This window comes from Kitasatospora sp. NPDC051984 (assembly GCF_044593455.1).
Lineage (GTDB): Bacteria > Actinomycetota > Actinomycetes > Streptomycetales > Streptomycetaceae > Kitasatospora.
Window position 1 is genome coordinate 167,934 of sequence record NZ_JBIUCB010000012.1, and the last position, 25,084, is coordinate 193,017.

Annotated in this window: 21 protein-coding genes; 14 read left to right on the forward strand and 7 right to left on the reverse strand. The window is 73.2% G+C overall.

Going from position 1 to position 25,084, the window contains the following annotated elements; translation table 11 throughout:
* Nucleotides 1-49 precede the first annotated feature (49 nt).
* Entirely contained in the window at nt 50-622 is a 573-nt protein-coding gene (locus ACIHEI_RS23570; protein WP_396607989.1) for a TetR/AcrR family transcriptional regulator, read from the forward strand.
* Between the two features lie 5 nt (nt 623-627).
* Here the strand turns inward: ACIHEI_RS23570 and ACIHEI_RS23575 are convergent, their stop codons facing one another.
* On the reverse strand, nt 628-1,773 hold the full coding sequence (locus ACIHEI_RS23575) for a hypothetical protein (protein ID WP_396607990.1): 1,146 nt from the start codon (nt 1,771-1,773) through the stop codon (nt 628-630).
* A 485-nt stretch (nt 1,774-2,258) separates the two neighbouring features.
* Between ACIHEI_RS23575 and ACIHEI_RS23580 the strand changes: the two genes are divergently transcribed.
* From ACIHEI_RS23580 to ACIHEI_RS23600, 5 genes are all read left to right on the forward strand, one after another.
* Nucleotides 2,259-2,606, forward strand: a complete 348-nt coding sequence (locus tag ACIHEI_RS23580; RefSeq protein ID WP_396607991.1) for a hypothetical protein — start codon at nt 2,259-2,261, stop codon at nt 2,604-2,606.
* A gap of 477 nt (nt 2,607-3,083) precedes the next feature.
* Nucleotides 3,084-3,401 (forward strand): hypothetical protein, encoded by a 318-nt coding sequence (locus ACIHEI_RS23585; protein WP_396607992.1) that lies wholly within the window; start codon nt 3,084-3,086, stop codon nt 3,399-3,401.
* A gap of 68 nt (nt 3,402-3,469) precedes the next feature.
* Complete coding sequence (locus tag ACIHEI_RS23590) at nt 3,470-4,210, forward strand: lysostaphin resistance A-like protein (protein ID WP_396607993.1); 741 nt, start codon at nt 3,470-3,472, stop codon at nt 4,208-4,210.
* Nucleotides 4,211-4,244: 34 nt separating this feature from the next.
* A complete protein-coding gene (locus ACIHEI_RS23595) occupies nt 4,245-4,895 on the forward strand; it encodes a class I SAM-dependent methyltransferase (protein WP_396607994.1) in 651 nt (216 codons plus the stop codon).
* Between the two features lie 471 nt (nt 4,896-5,366).
* The gene (locus ACIHEI_RS23600) at nt 5,367-6,881 is read left to right on the forward strand and encodes an IPT/TIG domain-containing protein (protein ID WP_396607995.1); all 1,515 of its coding nucleotides are present in this window, start codon (nt 5,367-5,369) and stop codon (nt 6,879-6,881) included.
* A 16-nt stretch (nt 6,882-6,897) separates the two neighbouring features.
* Here the strand turns inward: ACIHEI_RS23600 and ACIHEI_RS23605 are convergent, their stop codons facing one another.
* Complete coding sequence (locus ACIHEI_RS23605; protein ID WP_387642295.1) at nt 6,898-7,860, reverse strand: helix-turn-helix transcriptional regulator; 963 nt, start codon at nt 7,858-7,860, stop codon at nt 6,898-6,900.
* A 166-nt stretch (nt 7,861-8,026) separates the two neighbouring features.
* On the opposite strand from ACIHEI_RS23605, the gene ACIHEI_RS23610 reads away from it, so the two are divergent.
* A complete protein-coding gene (locus ACIHEI_RS23610; protein ID WP_396607996.1) occupies nt 8,027-11,803 on the forward strand; it encodes a S8 family serine peptidase in 3,777 nt (1,258 codons plus the stop codon).
* 71 nt (nt 11,804-11,874) lie between these two features.
* Here the strand turns inward: ACIHEI_RS23610 and ACIHEI_RS23615 are convergent, their stop codons facing one another.
* On the reverse strand, nt 11,875-13,128 hold the full coding sequence (locus tag ACIHEI_RS23615) for an MFS transporter (RefSeq protein ID WP_396607997.1): 1,254 nt from the start codon (nt 13,126-13,128) through the stop codon (nt 11,875-11,877).
* A gap of 89 nt (nt 13,129-13,217) precedes the next feature.
* Here ACIHEI_RS23615 and ACIHEI_RS23620 point away from each other — a divergent pair, with 89 nt between their 5' ends.
* The gene (locus ACIHEI_RS23620) at nt 13,218-13,991 is read left to right on the forward strand and encodes a DeoR/GlpR family DNA-binding transcription regulator (protein ID WP_392952843.1); all 774 of its coding nucleotides are present in this window, start codon (nt 13,218-13,220) and stop codon (nt 13,989-13,991) included.
* Nucleotides 13,992-14,005: 14 nt separating this feature from the next.
* On the opposite strand, the gene ACIHEI_RS23625 is transcribed toward ACIHEI_RS23620, so the two are convergent.
* Complete coding sequence (locus ACIHEI_RS23625; protein ID WP_396607998.1) at nt 14,006-14,953, reverse strand: alpha/beta fold hydrolase; 948 nt, start codon at nt 14,951-14,953, stop codon at nt 14,006-14,008.
* A gap of 104 nt (nt 14,954-15,057) precedes the next feature.
* Here ACIHEI_RS23625 and ACIHEI_RS23630 point away from each other — a divergent pair, with 104 nt between their 5' ends.
* Nucleotides 15,058-15,558, forward strand: a complete 501-nt coding sequence (locus ACIHEI_RS23630) for a YbaK/EbsC family protein (protein WP_396607999.1) — start codon at nt 15,058-15,060, stop codon at nt 15,556-15,558.
* Nucleotides 15,559-16,548: 990 nt separating this feature from the next.
* Here ACIHEI_RS23630 and ACIHEI_RS23635 read toward each other — a convergent pair.
* Both ACIHEI_RS23635 and ACIHEI_RS23640 read right to left on the reverse strand, forming a co-directional pair.
* A complete protein-coding gene (locus tag ACIHEI_RS23635) occupies nt 16,549-17,193 on the reverse strand; it encodes a LuxR C-terminal-related transcriptional regulator (RefSeq protein ID WP_396608000.1) in 645 nt (214 codons plus the stop codon).
* A complete protein-coding gene (locus ACIHEI_RS23640) occupies nt 17,181-18,335 on the reverse strand; it encodes a histidine kinase (protein ID WP_396608001.1) in 1,155 nt (384 codons plus the stop codon). Before ACIHEI_RS23640 ends, ACIHEI_RS23635 begins: the two co-directional genes overlap by 13 nt.
* Before the next feature lie 113 nt (nt 18,336-18,448).
* Here ACIHEI_RS23640 and ACIHEI_RS23645 point away from each other — a divergent pair, with 113 nt between their 5' ends.
* The 5 genes from ACIHEI_RS23645 to ACIHEI_RS23665 all read left to right on the forward strand — a co-directional run bounded on the left by ACIHEI_RS23645 (nt 18,449) and on the right by ACIHEI_RS23665 (nt 23,890).
* Nucleotides 18,449-19,663, forward strand: coding sequence for a serine hydrolase domain-containing protein (locus tag ACIHEI_RS23645; RefSeq protein ID WP_396608002.1), 1,215 nt, complete (start codon nt 18,449-18,451; stop codon nt 19,661-19,663).
* A 362-nt stretch (nt 19,664-20,025) separates the two neighbouring features.
* A complete protein-coding gene (locus ACIHEI_RS23650; RefSeq protein WP_396608003.1) occupies nt 20,026-20,616 on the forward strand; it encodes a hypothetical protein in 591 nt (196 codons plus the stop codon).
* 153 nt (nt 20,617-20,769) lie between these two features.
* The gene (locus ACIHEI_RS23655; protein ID WP_396608004.1) at nt 20,770-21,393 is read left to right on the forward strand and encodes a hypothetical protein; all 624 of its coding nucleotides are present in this window, start codon (nt 20,770-20,772) and stop codon (nt 21,391-21,393) included.
* Nucleotides 21,394-21,475: 82 nt separating this feature from the next.
* Complete coding sequence (locus ACIHEI_RS23660) at nt 21,476-22,504, forward strand: TIGR03617 family F420-dependent LLM class oxidoreductase (RefSeq protein ID WP_396608005.1); 1,029 nt, start codon at nt 21,476-21,478, stop codon at nt 22,502-22,504.
* Between the two features lie 69 nt (nt 22,505-22,573).
* Nucleotides 22,574-23,890, forward strand: a complete 1,317-nt coding sequence (locus ACIHEI_RS23665) for a DUF2254 domain-containing protein (RefSeq protein WP_396608006.1) — start codon at nt 22,574-22,576, stop codon at nt 23,888-23,890.
* Nucleotides 23,891-23,959: 69 nt separating this feature from the next.
* Here the strand turns inward: ACIHEI_RS23665 and ACIHEI_RS23670 are convergent, their stop codons facing one another.
* Entirely contained in the window at nt 23,960-24,913 is a 954-nt protein-coding gene (locus ACIHEI_RS23670; protein ID WP_387643027.1) for a cytochrome c oxidase assembly protein, read from the reverse strand.
* Nucleotides 24,914-25,084: the final 171 nt, after the last annotated feature.

The following is a 25,084-nucleotide window of genomic DNA, read 5'->3' on the forward strand; positions in this document are numbered from 1 at the left end:
CGGTAGCGGAGCTTACGGGCCCGCCCACGGCGGGGTGTTAGATGAGGGCATGGCCACCGACCGACGTACCCTGCTCGCCGACGCCGCCCTCGGCGTCCTCGCCGACCAGGGCATCCGCGGCCTCACCCACCGCGCCGTCGACCGCGCGGCCGCCCTGCCCGACGGCACCACCTCCGCCTACTACCGCACCCGCGCCGCGCTGCTCACCGCGCTGGTCCGGCGGCTGGTCGAACTCGACCAGCACGAACTGGAGTTGACCGCCGCACAGGCCGCCGCACAGGCCGCCGCGCCGCGTACCGCCGCCGACCTCGTCGACGGTCTCGCGCTGCTCGCCCACCACCGGCTCACCGGCGACGGCCGCCGCCGCTCGCTCGCCCGGTACGCCTGCGTGCTGGAGAGCGTCCGCGACCCGGAACTGCGCGAGATCCTCACCCCGCGCGAGAACACCGGCCGGGAGCTCGTCCGCCACTTCCTCGCCGCGCACCGCGTCCGCGACGTCGAGGACCGCATGCTCACCCTGCTCGCCGGTTTCGACGGGCTGGTGCTGGACGGGCTGGTGCGCGGCGAGACCCTCCGGCGCGAGGCGCTGGAGGGCCTGGTCGCGGCGGCCCTGCGGCCGTAATTCCGCTAGGAGTTGGCTGCCCACTGGTGGGCGGTGCCCTGGTGGAGGGCGGCATAGACGCGGTCGCGCAGGGCGTTGGCGTCGCTGTCGGTGAGGGTGCGGTGGAGGTGGCGCAGGACCACCTTGACCAGCAGGTTGTGCTGGTCGGGACGGGCCCCGAGGCGGGTCAGGGCCTGCGGGGGAAGGGCGTGGCACGGGGTGGTGGAGAGGATCTCGACGGCCTCCACGCAGTCCGCGTCCGCGCCGAGCGCGTCGCGGACCCGGTCGCCGAGGTCCTCCGCCAGGTCGACGCGGTCCACCGCGATGGACAGGTCGCGGCGGATCGCCGGCAGCGCGGAGACCGGACGGTACGGGGCGAGATCGGTCAACTGGGCGGCCACCGCCGGGTCGGTGGAGCGCAGGATCCGGATGTCCGGGATCCCCTTGACCAGCATCAGCACCCGGTCCAGCCCCATCCCGAGCGCCAGCCCGCTCCACTCCGGCCCCAGCCCGGCCCCCGCCAGCACCTCCGGGTGGGCGAGCCCGCACTCCGCGATCTCCACCCACTCGCCGCCGAGGTTCACGTCCAACTGCCGCCCCGCCAGCGTGTACGGGTGCACGCGGTCCTCGGTGCGGTACTCCGCGCCGGGCAGCAGGGCGTCGGCCAGGGCGGCGATCATTTCGGTCAAGTCGGCTGGTGTGGTGGGCAGTTGGCGGCGGGTGAGGTACCAGAGGTCGAGCTGGTGCGGGGTGCCGGTGTGCAGCCGGTCGATGCTGTCGCGGCGGTACACCAGGCCCGGGCAGACCAGCAGGACGGACTCGGCGGCCGGGTCCGCCGCGAGGGCGCGCAGGGCGCCGGGGACGAGTGCGCTGGAGTGGCTGCGCAGCATCCGGCGGTCGTCCACGTAGCGGGTGTAGCGGGTGTCCCGAGTGACGTCGTCGGCACGGTAGTTGAGGTGGTCGTAGTTGTCGGCGACGGTGACGATCCGCTCGCCGCGGTGCACCCGCACCGGGCAGGACCAGTGCCGGGCCAGCGCGTCGGTGGCGCGATCCACCAGGAGCTGCACGCCGTGCGGCCCGGCGGCCGGATCGGTCAGATCGCGGACGGCCAGATCACGGGCGAGCTGATCGGCGGACAGCGGACGGGGAGAGGAAGCGGGCAGAGCGGACATGACGGGCCTCCGGGCCTGAGCAGGGGATTCGAGGGGGAACACACACCCCCCGGCCCCTGGGCACAACCCGCCGCCCGGGACCGACCCGCTCAGCCGGACTGCGTCACCGGCGCGGCGAAAACCGACCCCTGCGGCACCCATCGGGAGCCGGGGGGCCACTAAATCGGCGAGAGATCGCTACGACGGCCACGGGCAGAGCTTAGATGCCCCGGCCCGGCCGCCCGCAACCGGTTTTTCTCCCGCACCCCGAGGCAGCGCCGGGCGGCGCGGCGCGGACGACCGCCTTGCGCCTTCGCTCGTCGGCGCGGCACATGCGGGCTGACGCCTCCTCAGTTCCCGGCGCTCGGTGCAGCTGTTGGTGGCGCGACGGGCCTGGTACGGTTCCCCCGTCATATTTGAACGCGTTCAATAATGGGGGGAACATGGAAGCCGTAGACACCACGGAGCGGCCGGATCCGGTACCGCGGGCGGCGCGGTTCACGGCGGTGCTGGCGGTGCTGTGTGCCGCACCGGTCGTGCTCTGGGTGGTCCTCATCGACGCGCGGGCCATAGAAGGCCCGCTGGTGCTCGGCGCCGTGACCACCGCCGTGCCGCTGTTCGCCCGGGAGGCCGCCAACTTCTGGACCGGCTGCGTGATCATCGGTTGGATACTGTTCGCCGTCTCCGTTCTCGGCTGCATGTTCGGGATGTTCCTGCTGGTGCCGGCGAGCATCGTCCTTCTCGCCGCGGCAACCCAGGCCGATCCCGAGGCCCCGCGACTGCCGATGCACGTCGCCATCGTGATCACGGCCGCAACCCTGGGGTTCGTCTGCTGGGTGTTCGGGCAGGGCTGAACCGCCCTGCTCTTCCGCGAGCTGGACACTCTCTTCGCGAACGTCCAGGAGGGCGGCCCCTCCTGGGTGGGAGGCGCACCGTCCCGAGTGCCCCGGAACTCGGCCACGGCGCCGTCAACCTGAACCAGACCCGCGCCGATCTGCCGGGCGTCAGCCACATCAGGATCTGCAACCAGCAGGCCCCGAACTGCCATTGACCACCGACGGGCCGACATGCGGAGCGGCGGCCGACCTGGCCGAGGCTGTCCGTGCCGACGAACCCGTCCCCGACGGCGTGGCCCACCCGGACTCCCCGGAGCCCGGGGGCCACTGAATCGGCGGGAGACCGCTACGCCGGCCACACGCAGAGCTCGGACGCGCCGGCCCGGCCGCCCGCAACCGGTTTTCCGCACGGGTCGGTCGGCCGGCCGTTCGGTACCCTTCGGCATGCACTTAACCTCCGGCGGGACGGGCGGCCCGCGCCTTGACGACGCCGCAATGGCGCAGCTCGATCTCGGCAACAACGTCCGGGGATTCCTGCCGGGCGCGGCCGACACGCAGGGAGCGGCCGAGCTGTTCTTCCGGGCCGGCTGGCGGGTGCGCCGGTCGGGCTGGACCGAGTTCGGGGTCGAGCGCGAGTTCGCGGAGCTTGAGCTGACGCCGGGGGAGCCCGTGCTGTTCAGCGGGTACGTCGACCCGGAGCGTGTCGCCGAGCTGCTGGCGGCGCTGGGGGAGACGGGGCTGCCCTTCCGGCTCGAGTTCGAGGATCGCGAGGGGCGTGAGCACGTCCATCGCTCGGCCGGCCGGTGCGGCTGACAGTCGTCGAAGGTCCCAATGTGGCGGCGTTTAAGCCGAGTTGAAGGGGTTTCCCCTACCGTCGAGCGGTGCTGACGCGATGCGGGAGCTGGGTGCGCCGGAATCCGGCGCCGGGGGCGGTGGGGGTCGCGGCCGTCTGGCAGGCGGTGATCGTGGTGGTGGCGAGGGCGCTACCGCCGCTGGATCCGGGGTGGTTCCCGCAACTCGGGCCGACCGTCGCCAACTTGGCGGGCGCGACGGCGATGCTGGTGCTGCTCCGGGCCTGGGGGCTGCTGGCGGCCGGCGGGGTCACGAGCCTTGGGGCGACGGCGCGTTGGGTGGTGCTGCTGCCACTGGCGGTACTGGCGGGGCTGGCGGCGCTGCCCGGGATCGAGGGAAGTGCAGCCAACCTGGTGGGCGGCGTGGCGCTGATGCTCAGTGTCGGGGTCAGTGAGGAACTGAGCAGCAGGGCACTGGTGTTGGAGGTCGCACGGCCGCTGGGTCGGGTGCCCGCGGTGGTGCTGACGGCGGTGCTGTTCGGGGTCGGGCACCTCGGCAACTGGCTGTTCTTCGGCTCGCCCCTGGGCAATACGCTGTGGCAGGTGCTGGAGGCCGGTGCGCTCGGCTTCTGCCTGTGCGGCGCGCGCCTGCACATCGGGAGCATCTGGCCGCTGGCGCTGGTACACGCGCTCTCCGACTACCTGGAGATCTACTCGCCGGGGAAGACACCCGACTGGCTTCAGGCGGTGACCGTGGTCGTCGACCTGGGCCTGGGCCTGGTGCTGCTGCTCCGGGCCCCCGAGGCTCCTGCGCCTGCCCGTGGGCCGTAGGCTCGGCATCTTCGATCGGCGGGAGGCGCGGGGAATGACGGACAAGCAGGCCGGGGTCGGGCAGGCGTACGACGCGGTCGCAGAGCTGTACGCGACCATGTTCACGGGTGAACTCGCCAGCCGGAGCGATGAGTTGGCGCTGATGGGGGAGCTGGTCGCGGCGCCGCCCGTGGCAGCCGACGGGCTGCCCGTCGGAGACCTCGGCTGCGGCCCGGGCGAGGCGACGGCGCTGCTCGGCGGGCTCGGGATCCGCGCCGTCGGGCTCGACCTGTCGGCCGGGATGCTGGCCCAGGCCCGGCGCCGCCACCCCGGGGAGAGTTTCGTCCGCGGCTCGCTGCTCTCCCTCCCGTTCGCCGACGCGAGCCTCGGCGCGGTGCTCGCCCGCTACTCGCTGATCCACCTCCCGCCCGCCGAAGTCCCGTACGCCTTGGCCGAGTTGCGCCGCGTCCTGGCCCCGGGCGGCCGCCTGCTGCTCGGCCTCTTCGCTGCGGACCCCGCCCTCGGCGACACCGACCACCCCGTCCCCTTCGACCACAAGGTCACCACCGCCCACCGCTGGCCGCTCGACACCCTCGCCGCCCTGCTGTCCGGGGCCGGCCTCACCGAGACCGCCCGCAGCGTCCGCCAACCCGGCCCGGGCGAGCGCTTCCCGCAGGCGGCCCTGCTGGCGGAGGTCGCGTCCTGACGGCCTCTGATCTGCGTGCGGCATCGCCGGCCCGCCGGGCCGTTCATGGCCCGCGCCCGCGCAGCGTCGATCACCGCGGTCAGTGGGGCCCGCCGTCGGGGGGCGTGCCAAACGAACGGGGCCTGGACGGTGGGCGACGCCGTACCGGTGTCGATGGACAGACGCATCGTCCGACCGCTGCCGGCATCGGTGGCGGTGACAACGCGGTACGCGTGACGGGGATCCGGTAGCGCGAGCGGGCCGTTCGGGAATGTGCCGATTCTCAGCCTGAACGAGAGCTCTTCGGCGCCGGGACGGACCAGGGGCGCCGCGTCAAACCACCGCCGGGAGCGGACGGACCGCGAGGGCGTTCGGCCGATGGCATGACGTCCCGGGCCCGGACACATCGTCGGACGGCGCCGGCGGAACGCAGAGGGACACGACCTCCCGGTCCGGTGAGGCGGATCCATTCCCCAGGAGCACGGAGCCCACATGTCGACGGAGCAGAACACAGCCACCATGCCGCAGGTGGCGATGACACTGGCGGCGATCGCCGCGACCGGGGCCACGCCGCGTCCCTCGGGCGAGACGGTGGCGGAGCAGCAGGAACGGATCTCCCTGGGCGTCAGTGAGCAGCTGGCCGCGGCCTCCCTCGCGACCGGGAACGACTGGTTCCTGAGGTGGCTGGCGCTGAGCCCGGACAACGCGAACATGGCATTCCTGGCCGCCAGTCGCTCCTCCAACGCGTTCGCGGTGGTCCTGCGCGGCACGGTCGCCAATGTCACCGACCTGCTGGAGGACCTCGGCGTGGGCACGGTGGTGCCGTTCACCGCCGTCGGCTCGCCACCGGCCCCGGTGTCCGTCTCCAAGGGGGCGATGGCGGCGTTCACCCAGGTCGTCACCATGACGGCGGGGGGCACCACCCTGGTGCAGGCACTTGCCGACGCCCTGGCGGGGGCCGCGTCGAACCCCACCGTCCACGTGATCGGTCACAGTCTGGGCGGCTGCCTCGCCACCATGGTCGCGCCCTACCTCCAGGCACAGACCTGGCAGGGCGCCACCCCGAAGTTCGCCCTGTACACCTTCGCCGCCCCCGCCGCCGGCGGCCCGGACTTCGTGAAGTACGTCAACTCCCTGAGCTGGGTCGCCAACGAGCGCTACTTCAACGCCTGGGACCTGGTGCCGCAGGCCTGGACCTCGCTCGACGACGCGAAGAAGTGGTACCCCCATCCGCCCGGCCCGGAGGCGAACGAGGACGTCAAGGCCGTGATCACGGCGATCGCCGCGCTGCCCGGGCCGCACGGCTACGCCCAGCCGGGCACGCCGAACCAGTTGCACCCGGACTACCAGAGCGACTACGACCACGTCATGGTCAAGAAGACGCTCCAGGACTTCATGGGCCAGGTCGCCTTCCAGCACGCGAACCCCACCTACCTGGGTCTGCTCGGCGCCCCCGACGTGCTGTCCGGCCCAGTGGTGCGGGCCGTCAGCAGCAACGCCGGCAAGGCCGGCAGCGCGGTCGTCATCGCCGGCAGCGGTTTCGGCGCGGGCACGGCGGTCGACTTCGGCACCGTCCCCTGTCAGGACCCGGTCGTCAGCGGCGACGGCACCGCGATCAGCGTCCTCGCGCCGCCCGGTGCGGGCGTGGTCGCCGTCCGGGTCACCACCAACCTGGGCACCTCGCCGGCCGTTCCGTTCGGCCAGTTCGCCTACGGCGGACCCGCCCCGGTGGTGGTCACTGGCATCCACCCGGACAGCGGCCGCAAGGGCCACTCCGTCACCATCACCGGCGTCAACTTCGAATCCGACGCCCAGGTCTTCTTCGGCGACAACCCTTCCCCGTCCGTCCGGATCAAGCGCACCGGCGCGCCCAGCGAGCTCGTCGCCACCGCACCCGACCCGACCACCGGCGCCGGCAAGCCCCGCACCATCAACGTCACCGTCGTGTCGAACGGCTACTCGTCCCCGACCGGCCCGGTGAGCGAGTTCACCTACAAGGAACTGTGAGGCGGCGGCAGGGGCCTCAGTCGACCCAGCCCCGGCGGTGGGCCTGCCAGCCGAGTTGGATGCGGGTGTCGGCGCGGGCGAGGGACATCAGGCGGCTGATGCGGCGCTGGACGGTGCGCAGGCCGAGGCTGAGTTGTTTGGCGACGGCGGGGTCGGTGGCGCCGGAGAGGAGGAGGGCGAGGATGCGGCGGTCGGTCTCGTCGGGGTCGCCGGCGGGGGCGGGGCCGACGACGAGGGTGCGGCCGAGGGGGTGGGCCCACTCCCAGGTCTGTTCGAACAGGACGGTGAAGACGGTGACCAGCGCGGGGGCGCGGACCACCAGGGCGACGGGGTCGGAGGCGGAGGCGGTGAGCGGGACGAGGGCGAGTGAACGGTCCGCGATGATCAGCTTGGTGGGGACCTGCTCGACGACCCGGATCTGCTGCTGACGGTCCATCGCCTCGAACAGCGGGTGTGCGGCGCCCGGTTCGTCCAGGGCGCGGCGCTCCAGCACCACGCGGTAGCCGACGCCGCGTTCGACGGCCGCCGACTCGGCGCCCGTCTCGTCGGCGGCGACCACCTGGTGGCGGCCCGTCACCAGCGCGAGCAGTTCGTGCTCCGCGCCGGCCTGAAGTTGCGTGACGCGGTGGCTGATGGCGGCGCGCCCGGCCACCACCTCGATCAGGTCGCGGTGCGCCTGGCCCTCCCGGGCGGTCGCCGAACGGTAGGCCTCGGTGAGGGTGGAGGCCGTCAACTCGGCCTCCCGCAGGGCGTGTCGCTGGCCGGTGAGCAGGGCTTCGAGGGCGACGGCCGGGGGAGCGGCGGTGTAGCGGCGGCCCGCGCCGGGGGCCACCAGCCCGCAGGCCTGGAGCAGTTCGAGCGAGCCGGTCGGTACGGGGCCGCAGCGGGCGGCCAGTTCGGCGCGGGTCGCGGGGCCGTGGGCCACCAGGTGGGTGTAGACCCGCTCGGCGTGCTCGTCCAGACCTATCGCCGACAGCATCCGCGCTCCGTTCGCCGTACTCAGGGCCACCGCCCGTGCCGCTCGCACCGCTCGCGAGGGCGGTGGCGGTTTGCCGCCGGGCGGTGACCCGCCAGGCCACATCATGACCGGTCAGCCCGGTTTTCTGCCAGGCTCACCGGCCATAACCCGACACCTGGAGGCGTTCATGACACGGCCGGCGCGCATACGCGGCGCGATGGCACTGGTGGCGGCGGGCATCCTCGCCACCGGTACGCTCACCACGATCGACCAGGCATGGGCCGCCCAGCCCCAGAACCCCGGCTCCACCCTGACGGGACGCCAGAGCGCCGCCCCGCACACCGTCACCCTGATCACCGGCGACCGGGTCCAGCTGCTCACCGGCACCGACGGCCGCACCGTCGTCACCGTGCTGCCCGACGAGCACGGCAACGTCCCGCTGACGTTCACCCAGCAGGAGAACGGCGACCAGTACGTCGTCCCGCAGCACGCCTCCGCCGCGCTCGCCGCCGGCACCGTCGACCGGCAACTGTTCAACGTCACCTCGCTGCTGCGCCAGGGCTACGACGACCAGAACGGCAAGACGTTCTCCCTGATCGCCACCTACCGGGACGCGAAGGCCGCCGACGCCAGCCCGCAGGCGCGCGCGAAAGCCTCGGGGACCAAGCGGCTCAAGGCAGTTGACGGCGTCGCGTTCGCCCCGGCCAAGGAGGACGCCGCCCGCACCTGGAACCAGCTGGTCGGACCGGACGGCAAGGGCCGCGACGGCCTGACCAAGCTGTGGCTGGACCGCAAGGTCCGCACCACCAACGACGCCGAGACCAGGCAGATCGGCGCCCCCGCCGCGTGGGCCGCCGGGCTCGGCGGACAGGGCGTCAAGGTCGCCGTCCTCGACACCGGCATCGACGACCAGCACCCGGACCTCGCCGGACAGGTCGAGGGCCGCCGCAACTTCACCGGCGCGAACCCGGACACGCCCGACGAGGACGTCCACGACGCCGTCGGCCACGGCACCTTCGTCGCCTCCGAGATCGCCGGCACCGGCAAGGCGTCCGGCGGCAAGGAGCGCGGCGTCGCCGACCAGGCCCGGCTGCTGGTCGGCAAGGTGCTCGACGACGGCGGCTCCGGCACCGAGTCGCAGATCATCGCCGGCATGCAGTGGGCCGCCGACTCCGGCGCCGACGTCGTCTCGATGTCGCTGGGCAGCCCCGAACCCACCGACTGCACCGACCCGATGTCGGTCGCCGCGCAGCACATCGCCGAGCAGTCCAAGGCGCTGTTCGTGGTCGCCGCCGGCAACCTCGGCCAGTACCAGTCCGTCAGCTCGCCCGGCTGCGCGCCCGCCGTGCTCACCGTCGGCGCCGTAGACGGCAAGGACAACACCGCCTCCTTCTCCTCGCACGGCTCCGTCACCGGCAGCCACACCCTGAAGCCGGAGATCGCCGCACCCGGCGTCGACGTCAAGGGCGCCGCCACCGGCGGACGCGGCGTCTACGCCTACACCCAGATGTCCGGCACCTCGATGGCCACCCCACTGGTGGCCGGCAGCGCCGCCCTCGTCAAGCAGCGCCACCCCGAGTGGAACGCCGCGCAGATCAAGGCCGCCCTGGTGTCCTCCGCGCTGGCCACCGTCCCCGGCGACGTCCAGCAGACCGGCGGCGGCCGGCTGCGCGCCGACCTCGCCACCACACAGAGCGTGCTCGGCGCACCCGCCGTCGGCTTCGGCGACTTCGCCTGGCCGCAGCAGAAGTCCGACACCCGCACCGTCCAACTCCCGTACACCAACACCTCCGACAAGCCCGTCACGCTCAAACTGACCGTGCAGCGCACCGACGGCGACGACGAGACGGCGATCACCTCGAAGGTGGTCAAGCTCGGCACCGACAGGATCACCGTCGCCGCCGGGGCCACCGCGCAGGTGCCGCTCACCCTCGACCCGACCGCACACCTGACGGGCGGCCAGTACGGCGACATCACCGGCCGGGTGCTGGCCACCACCGACAACGGGAGCACCGTCTCCACCCCGTTCAACGCCTACGTCGAGCCCGAGACCCTCGCCGTCCGGGTCAAGCTGATCGACCGTGACGGCAAGCCCGCCGCGTCCGAGGTCGGCAGCAGCATCACCATGGTCGACCTCGGCCAGGCCACCGGCAGCCGGCAGGCCCCGAACGCCAACGGCGAGATCGTCTACCGGCTGCGCCCCGGCAGCTACTCGCTCAGCGGCTACGTGGTCACCCCCGAGCGCGGCGACAGCAGCGGCGAGGCCGCCCCGAAGGCCGTCACCGCGCTCGCCATGCCCGAGATCCAGCTGACCAAGGACACCGTCCTCACCCTCGACGCCCGCCAGGCCACCCGGATCGAGGTGCAGGCCGAACGCGACCTCCGGGTCCGCGGCGCCTCACTCGAACTCGGCCGCTGGTGGGGCGACAAGTGGGTCGACTCCACCGGCGTGCGCACCGGCATGCTGCCCGTCGAACTCTCCGCCTGGGGCTCCGGCAAGGCCCGCACCGGCGGCTTCGAGTTCGGCAGCTACCTGCGGATGGCCGCCCCCGAAGTGGTGCTCAAGGGCGCCGGCCTCACCCTGGAACCGCACTACGCCCAGTTCGCCGCCGAGGCCCAACTGCCCGGCACCGGAAGCGCGTTGCTGGCCACCGCCGCCAGCGCCGACCCGGCCGACCTGGCCGCCGCCGGCGTCAACGGCAAGCTGGTCCTCGTCCCCGACGACGGCACCTCGCAGCGCGTCGTCTCCACCAACGCCAAGAACGCCGGCGCCGTCGGCGTCCTGACCTACCGCCAGAGCCCCGGCGTGTACGGCAAGAACGACGTCAGCCTGGACGCCCCCGTGCTGCCGATCACCGCCGCCGAGGCCGCCGCGCTGAAGACCGCCCTCGGCAAGGGCGCCGTCACCCTGGCCTGGACCTCCACCGCCGACAGCCCCTACATCTACAACCTGGCGTTCCACGACGCCGGTTCGATCGGCGCCAAGCAGCGCCACACCGTCCGCGACCGCGACCTCGGCACCGTCACCGAGAACTGGCACTCCACCGGCACGCCCGTCCGGATGAGCGACTACCTCAGCATCGAACGCCCGTGGAACCCGTACGCGGGCAGCGCCGTCGGCCAGGGCCTGGTCGCCACCCCGTCCACCCGCACCGCCCACTACACCGCCGACGACACCACCTGGCTGCACGACGGACAGAGCAGCTGGCCGTTCACCGAGTTCATGCAGGACCTGCCGCGCCGCTACCAGGCCGGACAGCAGCGCACCGAGGAGTGGTACCAGGGCGTGCTGCGCCCCACCGCAGGACGCACCGCCGACGGCACCGCGCTGCTGGTCGGCGAACGCCAGGCCGACCTGATCGGGGTCGACTTCACCCGCACCCTGTGGGGCGACGGCAACGCCGACCACACCGGCAGCCAGTCCTACTTCGGCGACGCCGCCGGCGTCGAACTGTTCAGCGACGGAACCTCGTTGGGACGCTCCTGGTTCGGCCCGTCGTTCGTCTGGCAGCTCCCGAACGAGGCCAAGGACTACACCCTGGTGCTCGACCAGGCCCGGTTCCACCACCGCGACCTGTGGCAGCGCTCCACCGCCGTCCGCACCGAGTTCGGCTTCCGCTCGGCCACCGACCCGGCCGCGTACTCGCAGGCGCTGCCGCTGCTGTTCCCCGACTACCGGATCGACCTGGACGGCAACAACACCGCCGCCGCCGGACCACTGCGGATCGCGCTCTCCGCCACCGGCCAGAACGGCTTCACCCCCGGCCCGCTCACCACCGCCCAGCTCGCCTACTCCTACGACGGCGGCACCACCTGGACGGATGCCGTGGTCGGCGCCGACAAGGTCGCCACCCTCGACCACGCGGGCGCCGCCGGCAAGAAGGTCAGCCTGCGGATCACCCTGGCCACGGCGAACGGCACCAAGGTCACCCAGACCGTCACCGACGCGTACGCCGTGCGCTGACGTACCGGTAGCAGTCCACGCCACAGGCTCGGCAGGGATTCCCTGCCGAGCCTGTCCGAGGTGCCGGGGGGTCAGGCCGCGTCGGCCGGGAGCCGGTTGTCGGTGGGTGCGAGGCCGGCCGCGGGGCCGCCCGGGGCGGCGGTGGTGCGCAGGACCCCGGCGGCGGCGGCCGTGGTGGCGCACATCAGGGTGAGCAGCAGGAAGGTTCGGTTGAGGGCGGTGAAGTGGGTGAGCCAGCCGATGACGGCCGGTCCGGCGAGCATGCCGAGGTAGCCGAGTCCGGCGACGCGGGAGACGTTGGCGCCCGCGGCGGCGGGGTCGGCATGACCGGCGGCACTGAAGAGCTGCGGGACACAGCCGGACAGTCCGAGGCCGAACAGCGCCCAGCCGAGGAACGCGGCCCACACCCACGGGGCGAGCGCGGCGATCGTGATACCGACGGCGGCGGTGGCCGCGCCGTAGCGCAGGACGGCCGTCGGGCCGTGGCGGGTGACGACCCGGTCGGCCAGCAGACGGCCGGTGGTCATCGCGGCGGCGAAGGCGCCGTACGCGAAGGCGGCGGTGGACGCGGGCGTGCCGAGCACGTCCTTGAGGTGCAGGGCGCTCCAGTCGTTGGCGGCGCCCTCGCACAGCATGACCATCAGCGCCAGCACGGCGAAGATCCGGATCTGTCGGCGGACCTTGCCGCTGTCGGCGGGCATGGGTGCTTCGGTGGTTTCCCCGTCCGGCTCGGCGGCCTCGGTGGCCTCGGCGGCCTCGGCGGCCGAGGCATCGGGCAGCAGGGCGCGGGCGGTGAGCAGGGCGGTGGCGAGGCCGAGCGCGCCGAGGACGGCGAGCGTGGCCACCGGCCCGGCCCCGGCGGCGGTGGCCGCGGCGGCGGCGCCGGCGGCGAGCACGCCGCCGACCGAGAAGGTGGCGTGGAAGCCGGACATGACGGGGCGCCCGTACGCCTTCTCCACGTGTACCGCGTGGGCGTTCATGCTCACGTCCAGGCAGCCGTTGGCGAAGCCGAAGACCAGCAGCGCCCCGGCGAGCGTCCACGGGTTCGGCGCCAGGGCGGGCAGCACCAGGGACGCGGCGCACAGCGCGCCGGAGGCGGGGACGACGGTGCGGGCGCCGAGGCGGTCGGTCAGGCGGCCTGCGGCCTGCATGCCGCCGAAGGCGCCCAGGCCCAGCAGGACGAGCAGCCCGCCGAGGGCGGCGTGGCTGATGCCGACCCGGGCTTCGACGGCGGGGATGTGCACGACCCAGGCGCCCATCAGGGTGCCGCACAGGACGAAGTAGACGTAGGTCGCCACGCGGGCGGCCCGGAGCGAGCGTTCCATGCCACCGACCATAACGAACATATTTGATGTGCGAAACCCTGATATCGAACAGCTTGCTTGTTCGCTCCGGGGTGCGGTTCAATTCCGGTATGAACACCGCGGCGCGCCACACCCTGATCGCCCAGACCGTCCGGGACGCGGGCAGCGCCACCGTCCTCGAACTCGCCGAACTCACCGGCGCCTCCGAGATGACCATCCGCCGCGACCTCGACACCCTCGCCACCCAGGGCGCCCTCGAACGCTTCCGCGGCGGCGCCCGTACCCTGCTGCTGCGCGGCGAGGAACCCCCCTTCGCACTGCGCGCCCGCGAAGCCGTCGACGCCAAACGCCGCATCGCCGCCGGCATCTCCGCACTCATCGCCGACGGCGAGACCGTCCTCCTCGACAGCGGCACCACCTGCCTGGAAGTCGCCCGCCTGCTGCGCGAACGACCCGTCACCGTGATGCCGCTGTCCCTGCCCGCCATCCACGTCCTCGGCGACACCCCCGGACCGGCCACCCTGCTCGTCCCCGGCGGCCGCCCCCGCGCCGCCGAGGGCGCTCTCACCGGCCCCCTCGCCCTCGCCTCGATCAACGCCCTGCGCTTCGACACCGCCGTCCTCGGCTGCTGCGCCCTCAGCGCCGCCGACGGCCTGACCGCCCACGACCTCGACGACGCCACCATGAAGAAGGCCGCCATGGCCGCCGCCCGCCGCACCGTCGTCGCCGCGGACGCCGGCAAGCTCGGCCGCACCGCCTTCGCCCACGTCGCCCCCGCCGCGAGCCTGCACACCCTCGTCACCGACACCGGCGCCCCCGCCGACGAACTCGCCGACGAACTCGCCGCGTTCGAAGCCGCCGGCACCACCGTCGTCAGCGTCTGACGCGGCGCACGCCCTCAGGCGGGCAGCCCGTGCAGGAACTCGGCCACCAGACGGTGCAGTTCGGCCGGGTGCTCCAGGTGGACGTCGTGGCCGGCGCCCGGCAGGCTCACCGCGTGCACGTCCGGACGCAGCGTCAGCATCCGGTCGGCATCCGCGGCCGGAATGACGCCGTGCTGGCCGAGCACCAGCAGCGCCGGGCAGTGCGCCGCACCCGCCCAGTCGTCCCAGCGCTCCCGGACGGCGTTCTCGGCCAGCGCCGCCACCATCACCTCCGGATCGAACCGCGGCCACCAGCCGTCCGCGCGCTGCTCCAGACCGTCCGCCCACGCCACACCCAGCGGCCCGCCGCCGAAGAACCGCACCGCCGACGCGTGCTGCGCGAACGGCACCGGCCAGGCGGCCAGCATCTCCCCGATCTCGGCCGGCGCATCCGGCGACACCCCCGCGGCCGCCTCCACCAGCACCACCCCCGCGAACCGGCCCGGGTGCGCGGCCGCCGCCAACAGCGCGGTGTGCCCGCCCAGCGACTGCCCCACCAGCAGCGGACGCTCCAGCCCGAGCGCGTCCGCCACCGCGATCACGTCCGCCACGTACGCGTCCCGCCCGAGATCCCCCGGACGGCGGGTCGAACGGCCGTGACCACGCTGATCGACCGCCACCACCCGATGCGCCGGCGCGAGCGCCGCCGCCAGCGCGTCCCACTCGCCCGCGTGCCCCGCCAGCCCGTGCAGCAGCAGAACCGGCCGCGCCTGGGCCGCACCCGCCCAGTCCCGGCAGTGCAGTTCGACTCCGGCACCGGCCACCGTCCGGGCCGTCCACGGGCTCTGCGTGCTCATCCGCTCATCTCCCAACGCTGCGGGGCCGGTTGTCGGCCGCGGGGTGTGGGGCGACAATGCCACGCGGAGACGATGTTGATCAATGACACTCGCCAGTAGCGAACGACTGTGACCAGCCGCTGGCATGACGGACCGTCACTTCGGTGCCCGACGGAGGTCTATCGTTCTGAACGCCGAACGTTCCGTGCCCGGAACGCCCGACCGAATTCCCCGCACCCCCAGGAGCCTTGGTGGAACCGACAGCCCCGCCCGCCCTGCCCGCCCTGCCCGCCCGCAGCGCCCTGGTCGCCGACGCGCTCGCCGCCGCCGGCCTCCCCGGCACCGTCCGGGTGCTCGACGACTCCGCGCGCACCGCGGCCGAAGCCGCCGCCGCCCTCGGCTGCGAGGTCGGCGCCATCGCCAACAGCCTGGTCTTCCACTCCGACGGCGAAGCCGTACTCGTCCTCACCAGCGGCCGCCACCGCGTCGACACCACCGCCCTCGCCACCCGCTGGGGCCGCGGACCACTGCGCCGCGCCACCCCCGAACAGGTCCGCGAAGCCACCGGCCAAGCCATCGGCGGCGTCGCCCCCACCGGCCACCCCCGCCCCCTCCCCACCATCGTCGACCAGGCCCTCACCGACTACCCCCAGATCTGGGCCGCCGCCGGCACCCCCCACACCGTCTTCCCCACCACCGCCACCGAACTCCTCCACCTCACCGGCGGCACCCTCCTCCCCGTCGGCCCCTGACAACCCGTCACGACGAACTCCGCCCCCTCGCAGCGAGTCCCGCCTCAGCCTCCGCGCCGGGCGGCCGCCGCATCCTCCAACAGCAGCCACCCGTCGACTTCCACCGCCCCCTGCCACCCGCGGGCGACCGCCACGTCCAGGAGCGCCCGCACAGCACCCGGTTCGTGCAAGTTCAGAGAACTGCCCCGAACGAACCCCACATCCCCCGATCCCAAGGGAAACCCGCCCGGAACATACCTCCCCGGGCCCTCCGCGAAGACGATTCGCAACGGACCACCACCCCCGGCCGGCTGCGGATACAGCGCGAGAGTCTCCCGACAGCCCGAAACCCGGCCCCGGCCCAGTTGTTGATGACTGTGTCGGAGGGTCCACAGGTACACGCACCCCTCGACAACCAGTCGGCGAGGCTTCTCCGGACGGCGAGACATGGGGCCGAGAGTACGCGTTCCGGTCCGCGAGTCACCCCGCAGATCGGTGCCGGTCAACTTGGACGGCTCGGCCGGTCGGGGCTGAGATGGACGGACGGGCGCGGCCCCGGTGCTGCGGCGGCTCCCGCCGGGCTCGGTCGGGGCGGTGGTCGTAGTCGCCGCTTCGCCTGTCCTGCCTCGCCGGAGGCGTTTCCCGTTCCGGCGAGGGAGGTGCGGATGTGGTGGTGGCCGGCGCTGGCGAGTCTCGTCTCGCCGTTTCTTTGCCGGAGGCGCTTCGCTTTCCGGCGCTCCGCCGGGTGGGCGGCCGGCCCCCCGCAGGGTCAGTTGTGGTGGGGGAGGTGCGGATGTGGTGGTGGCCGGCGCTGGCGAGTCTCGTCTCGCCGTTTCCTTTGCCGGAGGCGCTTCGCTTTCCGGCGCCCCGGCCGGGAGGGCGGCTGCCCCCCGCAGGGTCAGTCGTGGTGAGGGAGGCGCGGACGCGGTGGTGGCCGTCGCTTTCAAGTCTCGTCCCGCCGTTTCCTTCGCCGGAGGCGCTTCGCCGGGAGGGCGGCCGCCCCCCGCAGGGTCAGTCGTGGCTGAGGTAGGTGAGGACGGCGCGGACGCGGCGGTGGCCGGTGTCGGAGGGGGAGAGGGCGAGCTTGGTGAAGATGTTGCCGATGTGTTTGTGGACGGCGTTGTCGGTGATGAACAGGCGGGTGGCGATGGTGGTGTTGTCGTTGCCTTCGGCCATCAGGGCGAGGACTTCGCGTTCTCGGGGGGTGAGGGTGGCGATGGGGTCGTGGGCGGGGCGGGTGAGGAGTTGGGCGATCACCTCGGGGTCCATGACCGTTCCGCCGGCGGCGACCCGCCGCAGGGCGTCGACGAATTCGCTGACCCGGCCGACGCGGTCCTTGAGCAGGTAGCCGACGCCGCCGCGCCCGTCGGAGACCAGTTCGCCGGCGTATTGGCGTTCGACGTATTGGGAGAGCACCAGCACGGGCAGGCCGGGGTGGTCGCGGCGGGCCCGGATGGCCGCGCGGATGCCCTCGTCGCGGAAGCCGGGCGGGAGGCGGACATCGACGATGGTGACGTCCGGCCGGTGCTCGGCGACGGCGGCGAGGAAGGCGGGCGCGTCCTCGGCGATGGCGGCGACGTCGAAACCCTTGGCGGTGAGGAGGAGTTCGAGCCCGCTGGAGAGCAGCACGTTGTCCTCGGCGATCACGACCCGCACGGCAGCTCCACCTCGATCGTGGTCGGCCCGCCGACCGGACTGTGTACGTGCACCGCGCCGTCCAGCGCCAGCGCGCGGTGCCGGATCCCGGCGAGGCCGGTGCCGCGCGATTCGTCCGCGCCGCCCGACCCGTCGTCCGAGATCCGCACCGTCAACCGGTCGCCGTCCCGGCGCACCCACACGCCCGCCCGCACCGCGCCGCTGTGTTTGGCGGCGTTGGTGAGCGACTCGGCGACGGTGAAGTATGCCACGGCCTCCACCGCCGCCGGGACGGAACCCAGGGGGCCGGTGTCGAGGTCGGTGTGGATCGCCGCCCCGGCGGCCAGTGCCGCCAGTGCCCCGGTGAGGCCGCGGTCGGCGAGGATCGGCGGGTAGATCGTCCGGATCACGGCGCGCAGTTCCGCCATCGCGTCCTCGGTGCCCTGCTGCGCCTCCGCCAGCAGCTTCGAAACGACCTCCGGCTCCTCGCCGAGCAGGTCGCGCGCGACCCCGAGCCGCATCGAGATCGCCACCAGCCGGGCCTGCGTGCCGTCGTGCAAGTCCCGTTCGATGCGGCGCAGTTCGGCACCGTGCGCGTTCATCGCGCCGACCCGGGTCTCGGTGAGTGCCGCGACCTGGACGGCCAGCCGCTCGGCCGCCGACGGCGACAGCAGCAGGACGCACAGCCGGGCGTGCAGCCGGGCCAGCGGCGGGACGGCGAAGTACGTCAGTGCCGCGAACACGGCCGCCTGCGCCGTCCCGAGCGTCAACGCGGTGCCCCAACCGGTCAGCGGGACGCCCGCCGCGAAGCCGCCCGCGCGGGTGCCGGGCGGCAGCGCCCACCAGAGCGGGACGGTGACGGCCGTGGTCAGCGTGTTGCCCGCGCACAGGACGGCGACCAGCCCGAACGCCAGGCCGCCGACGGTGTTCGCCACGATCCACAGCAGCACCCGCCACCAGGAGACCCGGACCGGCCCGGAGGGCGCGTCGCACAGCAGCCGCTCCGCGCGCCGCCGTTGCCAGGCCGCCCAGCCGCGCGCCGCCCGCGGTATCAGCAGCACCGGCAGCGCGACCGCCGTGGCCGCGCCCGTGCAGAGGCTGCCCAGCAGATACCCCAGGGCGCGCCACAACGCCCGCAGTCGGCCGTCCCGTTGATCACTCATTCGGGAAAGTCTGAGCCATCGTCACCGGGTTCGGCACTACAGCCAGCTGCACCCTTTTCCCACCAGTACGGGGTACCGACCGCGCACCCCGGCCAGGCCTAGCGTCAACGACCATGACGAGCACAACGACCGAGACCCCCCGCCGCTCCCGCCGCCGCATCCTGCTGCCGGCCGTCCTCGCGGCCGGCGCCCTGACCGCAGGCCTGCTGGGCGCGAACGCCGCCGTCCAGCGACACGACGGCCCGCGCACCAACCCCCGGCTCCAGCGCGACGTCGACGCGCTCACCGCCCTCGGCGTCACCGGGGTGCAGGCCCGCCTGACCGGCCCCGACGGCCCGGACGCGACCGCCGTCGGCGGCGTCGCCGACACCACGTCCCGCCAGGCCGTCCCCGCCGACGGCTACTTCCGGATCGCCAGCGTGACCAAGGCCTTCGTGGCCACCGTCGTCCTGCAACTCGTCGCCGACGGCAAGCTCTCGCTGGACGACACGGTGGAGAGCCGACTGCCCGGCGTGGTGTCCGGCAACGGCAACGACGGGCGGGCGATCACCGTCCGGGACCTGCTCCAGCACCGCAGCGGCCTGCACGACGACTACCCGGACTACACCTCGGCGGACGACTTCCAGCAGCACCGCAACGACACCTACACGCCCCAGCAGACCGTCGCGCGGGCGATGGCCCACCAGCCGGACTTCCAGCCCGGCACCAAGTGGAACTACGACAACACCGGTTACGTGCTGCTCGGCATGATGATCGAGCGGGTCACCGGACACCCGTGGCACCAGGAGGTGCGGGACCGGATCGTCCGGCCCCTCGGCCTCGACCACACCTCCTGGCCGGGCACCAACCCGGCCCTCCCGCAGCCGCACGCCGCCACCTACCAGCGATTCCAGGACGGCGGACCGCTGGTGGACGTCACCGAACAGGTCGGCGCGGGCACCAACGGCGAGGCCGGCCTGATCTCCACCACCGCCGACCTCGGCCGCTTCCTCCGAGCCCTGCTCGGCGGCCGCCTGCTGCCGCCGGCCCAACTCGCGCTGATGCAGCAGACCGTGCCGGTCGGCGAGGACTTCGAGCAGCTGATGCCGGGCGCCCGCGACGGACTCGGCCTGTTCTCCCGCCCGCTGTCCTGCGGCGGCGTGTACTGGGGCCACGAGGGCGGCGACTCCGGCTGGATCACCGCCACCGGCGTCACCGCCGACGGCCGCCGGGCCGTCGCCGTCTCGCTGTCGGGCGTCCAGATCGCGGGCCCGGAGGACGTGGCGCGGATCGCCGCGGCCGAGAACAAGCTGGTGGACGACGCGCTCTGCGACGCGAAGGACAAGTGAGGGGACGGCCGGAACAGCCGCCGGCGCGGCGGCCGAAGCTGGTGGCGGACCGTCGAACGAGTCGCCCGTAGCGGTCGCTGAGGAGGCGGTCGAGCAGCCCGGCGAGTCGGGCGGGCCCGGCGGTGGAGAGCGTGGCGCCCAGCACCTCACCGGTCGGACCCTGCCCAGGTCAGCATGCCCGGAGCAGGCCATCGACGACCGACAGCCCGATCTCGTTCCCGGACGCAACCACACCGGAGGCGTCACCGTCCGAGCTGGTGATCGCCATACGTATCATCGATCAGCACGGGCCCAGAAACGGGCGGGGGCGGCCTCGGGCTGCCGGGGGGCAAGGGGGACGGACAGTGCGACGGGGAATCAAGGTGGTAGGCGCTTTCCTGGTGGCCGGCGCGGCCATCGGCGCCATCGCGGCCTGGGGCGACGGGAGCACGCCCGGCGAGGAGGCCGCCGAGTACGCCGCTGCCGCGACCACCGGGCTGCGCACCGACCTCGAACCGGTGGTGACGCGGTTCCACCGCTTCGGCGAGCTGGAGAGCGCGCAGTGGGTGATGCACTGGCCGCGCGACCTGCCCTGGACGCCGCAGTCGGCCCAGGAACGCCCGATGTTCGCGGTCCTGCACCTGAAGCCCGGTCAGGTCCAGCGCCTGCTCGACGGCCGGCGCGGCAAGCCCGCGGACGCGCCCGCCTTCGACACCGACGACCTGCCGGGCGGCGACGGCCTGCCCGCCTCACTCGCGCCGTACGTGCCGGCCGACGCCGCCTGGGTGGCCGTCCCCGAGCTCGACGAGGTGCTGGTGCGGGCACACCGCGGGGTGTCGGTGTCCTTCGACCCGGCGAGCGACACCGTCGTGATCCAGTGCATCGACGCGCTCAACCCGGACGAGGTGCAGAAGCGGACGGCCGAAGGGCAGACCTTCCTCATCACCCCGCCGCCGTTCGTGCTGCCGACCTGATATCTCGTGCCCCAGGCGTACCCGGACGGGACGGCTCATCCTCCGAGCTGATGATCACCGCAGTGCCGTCGGCCAGCATGGTGGCCGACAAGCAGGCAGGGGCGGCTTCCGGGCGGCCCGGGGCGAGGGGGACGGACAGTGCGGCGAGGAACGATGTTGGCAGGCGCTCTCCTCATTCTCTTCGGCCCCACCGGCGCCCTGTTGGCCTGGGATCTCGCGAGCACCACGTCCGACCAGGCCGAGTACGACGCCCAGACCACCGGGCTGCGCACCGACCTGGTGCCGATGGTGACGCGGTTCCACCGCTTCGGTCAGCTGGAGACCGCGCAGTTCGTGATGCACGCGCCCGGCGCCCATGCCCGGGAGATGGTGCCGTTCCCGGACCAGCCGTATCCGCTGTACGCGGTGCTGCACCTGAAGGCCGGTCAGGTCAAGCACCTGCTCGACGGCCGAACCAGCAGCCCCATGGCCGCCCCCACCTTCGCCGCCGACGACCTGCCGATCGACAGCCTCTCGGTGTTCACCGGCCCGCCGGGCGGCCTGCCCGCCTCGCTCGCGCCGTACGTGCCCGCGAACGCAGTCTGGGTGGCCGCCCCGGAGCTCAACAAGGTGCTGGTGAAGGCGGACGGCGAGGTGACGGTGTGGCTCGACCCGGCGAGCGACACCGCGGTGGTCTACTCCGTCAACCCCGATGACCCGGACGAGGTGCAGCAGATGGTGGACACCGAAGGCCACACCTCCCTCGTCACCCCGTCACCCTTCGCCCTCCCGTCCTGACAGCCCGCCGAAGGGCGGTGCGGGCGGCCGCGCATAGCATCGGGCTGTCACAGCCCCGCACTGCCCGCAGGAGCGCCCGCCCATGCAGATCGACCTCGCCGCACCGCCGTTGCCCGCCACCGCGCCCGACCTGGCGCGGGCCGCCGAGGAGCGTGGGGCAGGCCGGTTCGTGCTGTCCGAGACCTCGCACAACCCGTTCCTGCAACTGGCCCGGGCCGCCGACCGGACGGAGCGGATCGGCCTCGCCACCGGCGTGGCGATCGCCTTCGCCCGCACCCCGATGACGCTCGCCTACGAGGCGTGGGGCCTGCACGAGAGCTCCGGCGGGCGAGCGGCGATCGGGCTCGGCACCCAGATCAAGCCGCACGTCGTACGCCGCTTCGGCATGCCGTGGGACCGCCCGGCTGCCCGGATGCACGAGTATGTGGAGGCCGTGCGTGCGATCTGGCACAGCTGGCAGACCGGCGAACGCCTCGCCTTCCGCGGCGAGTTCTACCAACACACCCTGATGACACCGGTGTTCGCACCCGCGCCGCTCCCGTACCAGCCACCGCCCCTGCTGCTGGCGGGTGTCGGACCGCTGATGACGGCCACCGCCGGCGCGGTCGCGGACGGCCTCCTCGCCCACCCGTTCGGCTCGCCGCAGCACCTGGCCACCGCCGTCCTGCCCGCCGTCCGCGCCGCCCGCGCCAAGTCCGAGGCGGAGAACGCCCCTTGGACCACCCGCCCGTTCGAAGTGGTCGCCAATGTGCTGGTCGCCACCGGCCACGACGAGGACGAGTACCGCACCAACCTCCGCCTGGTCCGCGAACGCCTCGCCTTCTACGCCTCGACCCCCTCCTACCGCCCCGTCCTCGAGACCCACGGCTGGGCCGCCCTTCAGGACGAACTCCACCCCATGTCGGTCCGCGGCCGCTGGGAGGAGATGGGCCGCCTGATCGACGACACCGTCCTCAACACCTTCGCCATCACCGGCGAGCCCACCGTCGTCGCCCGCGAACTCCACCACCGCTACGGCCAGTTGGCCGACCGCCTCTGCCTCAGCGGCCCCGACGGGACGGACGCCGCGCCGCTGCTGGACGTGCTGTCGGCGGCGGTCGGCGGGCGCTGAATCAGCCCGGCCCCGGGCTCGCCCGCGTCCTTGCCGGGGCCGCGCCCGGCCCATGGCTAGCCTGGCGGGATGAGCGAGCAGCACAGCGGGCGGCGGCGGCCGCGCTATCGGGCCCTGTCGCCGTTGCGGGAGCTCCTGCGGGAGTCGTTCTGGTTCGCGCCGCTGGTGGCCTGCGTGGGGGCGGTGCTGCTGGCGGGGCTGACCGACCTGATCGACCAGGAGCTGTTCTTCGAGGCCGCGGCCACCAGCGGCACCGAGAACCTGCAGTCGTTCGCCTCGGCCGCCAAGAGCGTGGTGTCCACCGTCAGCGCGGCGATGCTCACCTTCATCGGTGTGGTGTTCTCGATCTCCCTGGTGGCGCTCCAGATGGGCGCCAGCCAGATGAGCCCGCGGGTGCTGCGCCTGTACGTGCGCAGCCGGCTGACCAAGGCGACGTTCTCGACCTGCCTGGCGACGTTCGTCTTCACGCTGCTGGTGCAGCTCGGCTACGACGACACCACCGATCCGGCGCGCGCCGTCTCCGTCCCGGTGGTGTCGACGATCGTCGCGGTCGCCCTGGTGATGCTCAGCCTGGCGCTGTTCGTGCTGTACGTGCAGGCGACGATGCGGCTGCTGCGGGTGCCGCACATGATCGACCGGGTCACCCGGGAGTCGCTCCAGGTGCTGACGGCCTACCGCTGGCTCGCCCCGGACTCCGCCACGGACGCCGGCCCGCAGCCGCACGGTCCGACGCTGCTGCACGAGGGCCGGGCCGGGGTGCTGCGGGACGTCAACATCCGCCGCCTGGTGCGGGTGGCCCGGCGACACGGGGCGGTGCTGCACCTGGTGCCGCGGATCGGCGACTTCATCGCGCCCGGCACCCCGACCGTCCTGGTCGCGGGCGGCACCCCGCCCCGGCCGGGGTGGATCACCACCGCGCTGAACGTCGGCGTGGACCGCACCATGCACCAGGACCTCAGCTTCGGCTTCCGCCAGCTCGTCGACATCGCCATCCGCGCCCTGTCACCGGCCGTCAACGACCCCACCACCGCCGTGCAGGCCGTCGACCGGATCCACCAGCTGCTCGCCGTCCTCGCCCCCTACCAGGTGGGCGAGCTGCGCCACCGGGACCGGGACGGCGCGGTGCGGCTGGTGCAGCCGGTGCCGGGGTGGGAGGCGACGGTCGACCTGGCGTTCACCGAGATCCGGATCTGCGGGGCCGGCCAGCCCCAGGTCACCCGCCGCCTCGCCGCCGCCCTGGACGACCTGCTGCGGATCACCCCGGAGCCACGCCTCGCGCCCCTGGTGACGCAGCGCCGCCTGCTGGAGCGGGCCGTCACCGCCGCCGTCCCGGACGAGCAGGACCGGGCGTTCGCGCTCACCCCGGACCGCCAGGGCATCGGCTGAACACCCTCCGAACGAAGGATCCGCCCGGGAAGAGCTCCAGGGCGGATCCACAAAAAATTAGGAAGGCGGCTACCCGGCCGACCCCGCGCTGCGGTTCAGCGAGGCCAGGTACTTGTTGTACGCCACCAGCTCGGCGTCACCGTCGCGGTCGGCGGCCCGGTCACGGCGGCGGGCCTGGCGCTCCTCGGACTTGGCCCACTGGAGGGTGAGGGCGATCAGCACGATCGCGGTGGGGATCTCACCGAACGCCCAGGTGATGCCGCCGGCGAGCTGCTGGTCGGCGTGCAGGTCGGTGCCGATCGGGGCCATCTCGGCGGTGAAGGTGTTGACCAGCTGCCCGGAGGCCATCATCACGGCCACGCCGAAGAACGCGTGGAAGGGCATGCCCATGAACAGTTCGAGGATCCGCATCACGAAGCCGGGACGGTGCGGGCCCGGGTCGACGCCCATGATCGGCCAGAAGAACAGCATGCCGACGGCGAGGAAGTGCAGCATCATCGCCAGGTGCCCGAGCTGGTACTGCATCAGCCAGTCGAACAGCGGCGTGAAGTACAGCCCGTACAGGCTCGCGATGAAGACCGGGATGGTGTACGCGGGGTGCGAGACGATCCGGACCAGCCGGCTGTGCAGCAGCGCGACCAGCAGTTCGCGCGGCCCCCGCCCGCTGCCCTTGCGGGCCGGGCGCAGCGAGCGCAGCGTGAGCGTGATCGGCGCGCCGAGCAGCAGCAGGATCGGCGACAGCATGGACAGCACCATGTGCTGCATCATGTGGGCGCTGAACAGCACCATGCCGTAGTCGTTGAGCTTGGTGTTGGTGACCATGAACACGGTGCCGACACCGGCGGTCCAGAACAGCGCCCGGCCCACCGGCCACTTGTCGCCGCGCCGCCACAGCCGGATCGCCCCGGCCAGGTACAGGCCGAGGGCGAGCGCGCAGAAGACCAGGTACGGCCAGTCCGGCGACCACTCCATCGCCCGGGAGAGACTGAACGGCGGCAGGGGGCCCCCGCCGTGGTGGTGCATCCCGGTCATGCCGTCGCCCATCGGGCGGCCCCGCTTTCGTCCATGCCGTCCGGCGCCACGCGGTGCCGCGGGTCCGGTTTGGTCGGTTTCGTTCGGACCCAGCCTAGGCGTCGCTTACGGCGGGCCCGCCAGCGCCCCCGGCACGGAGCCGGGCGGCCGTCGTCCGGCGAA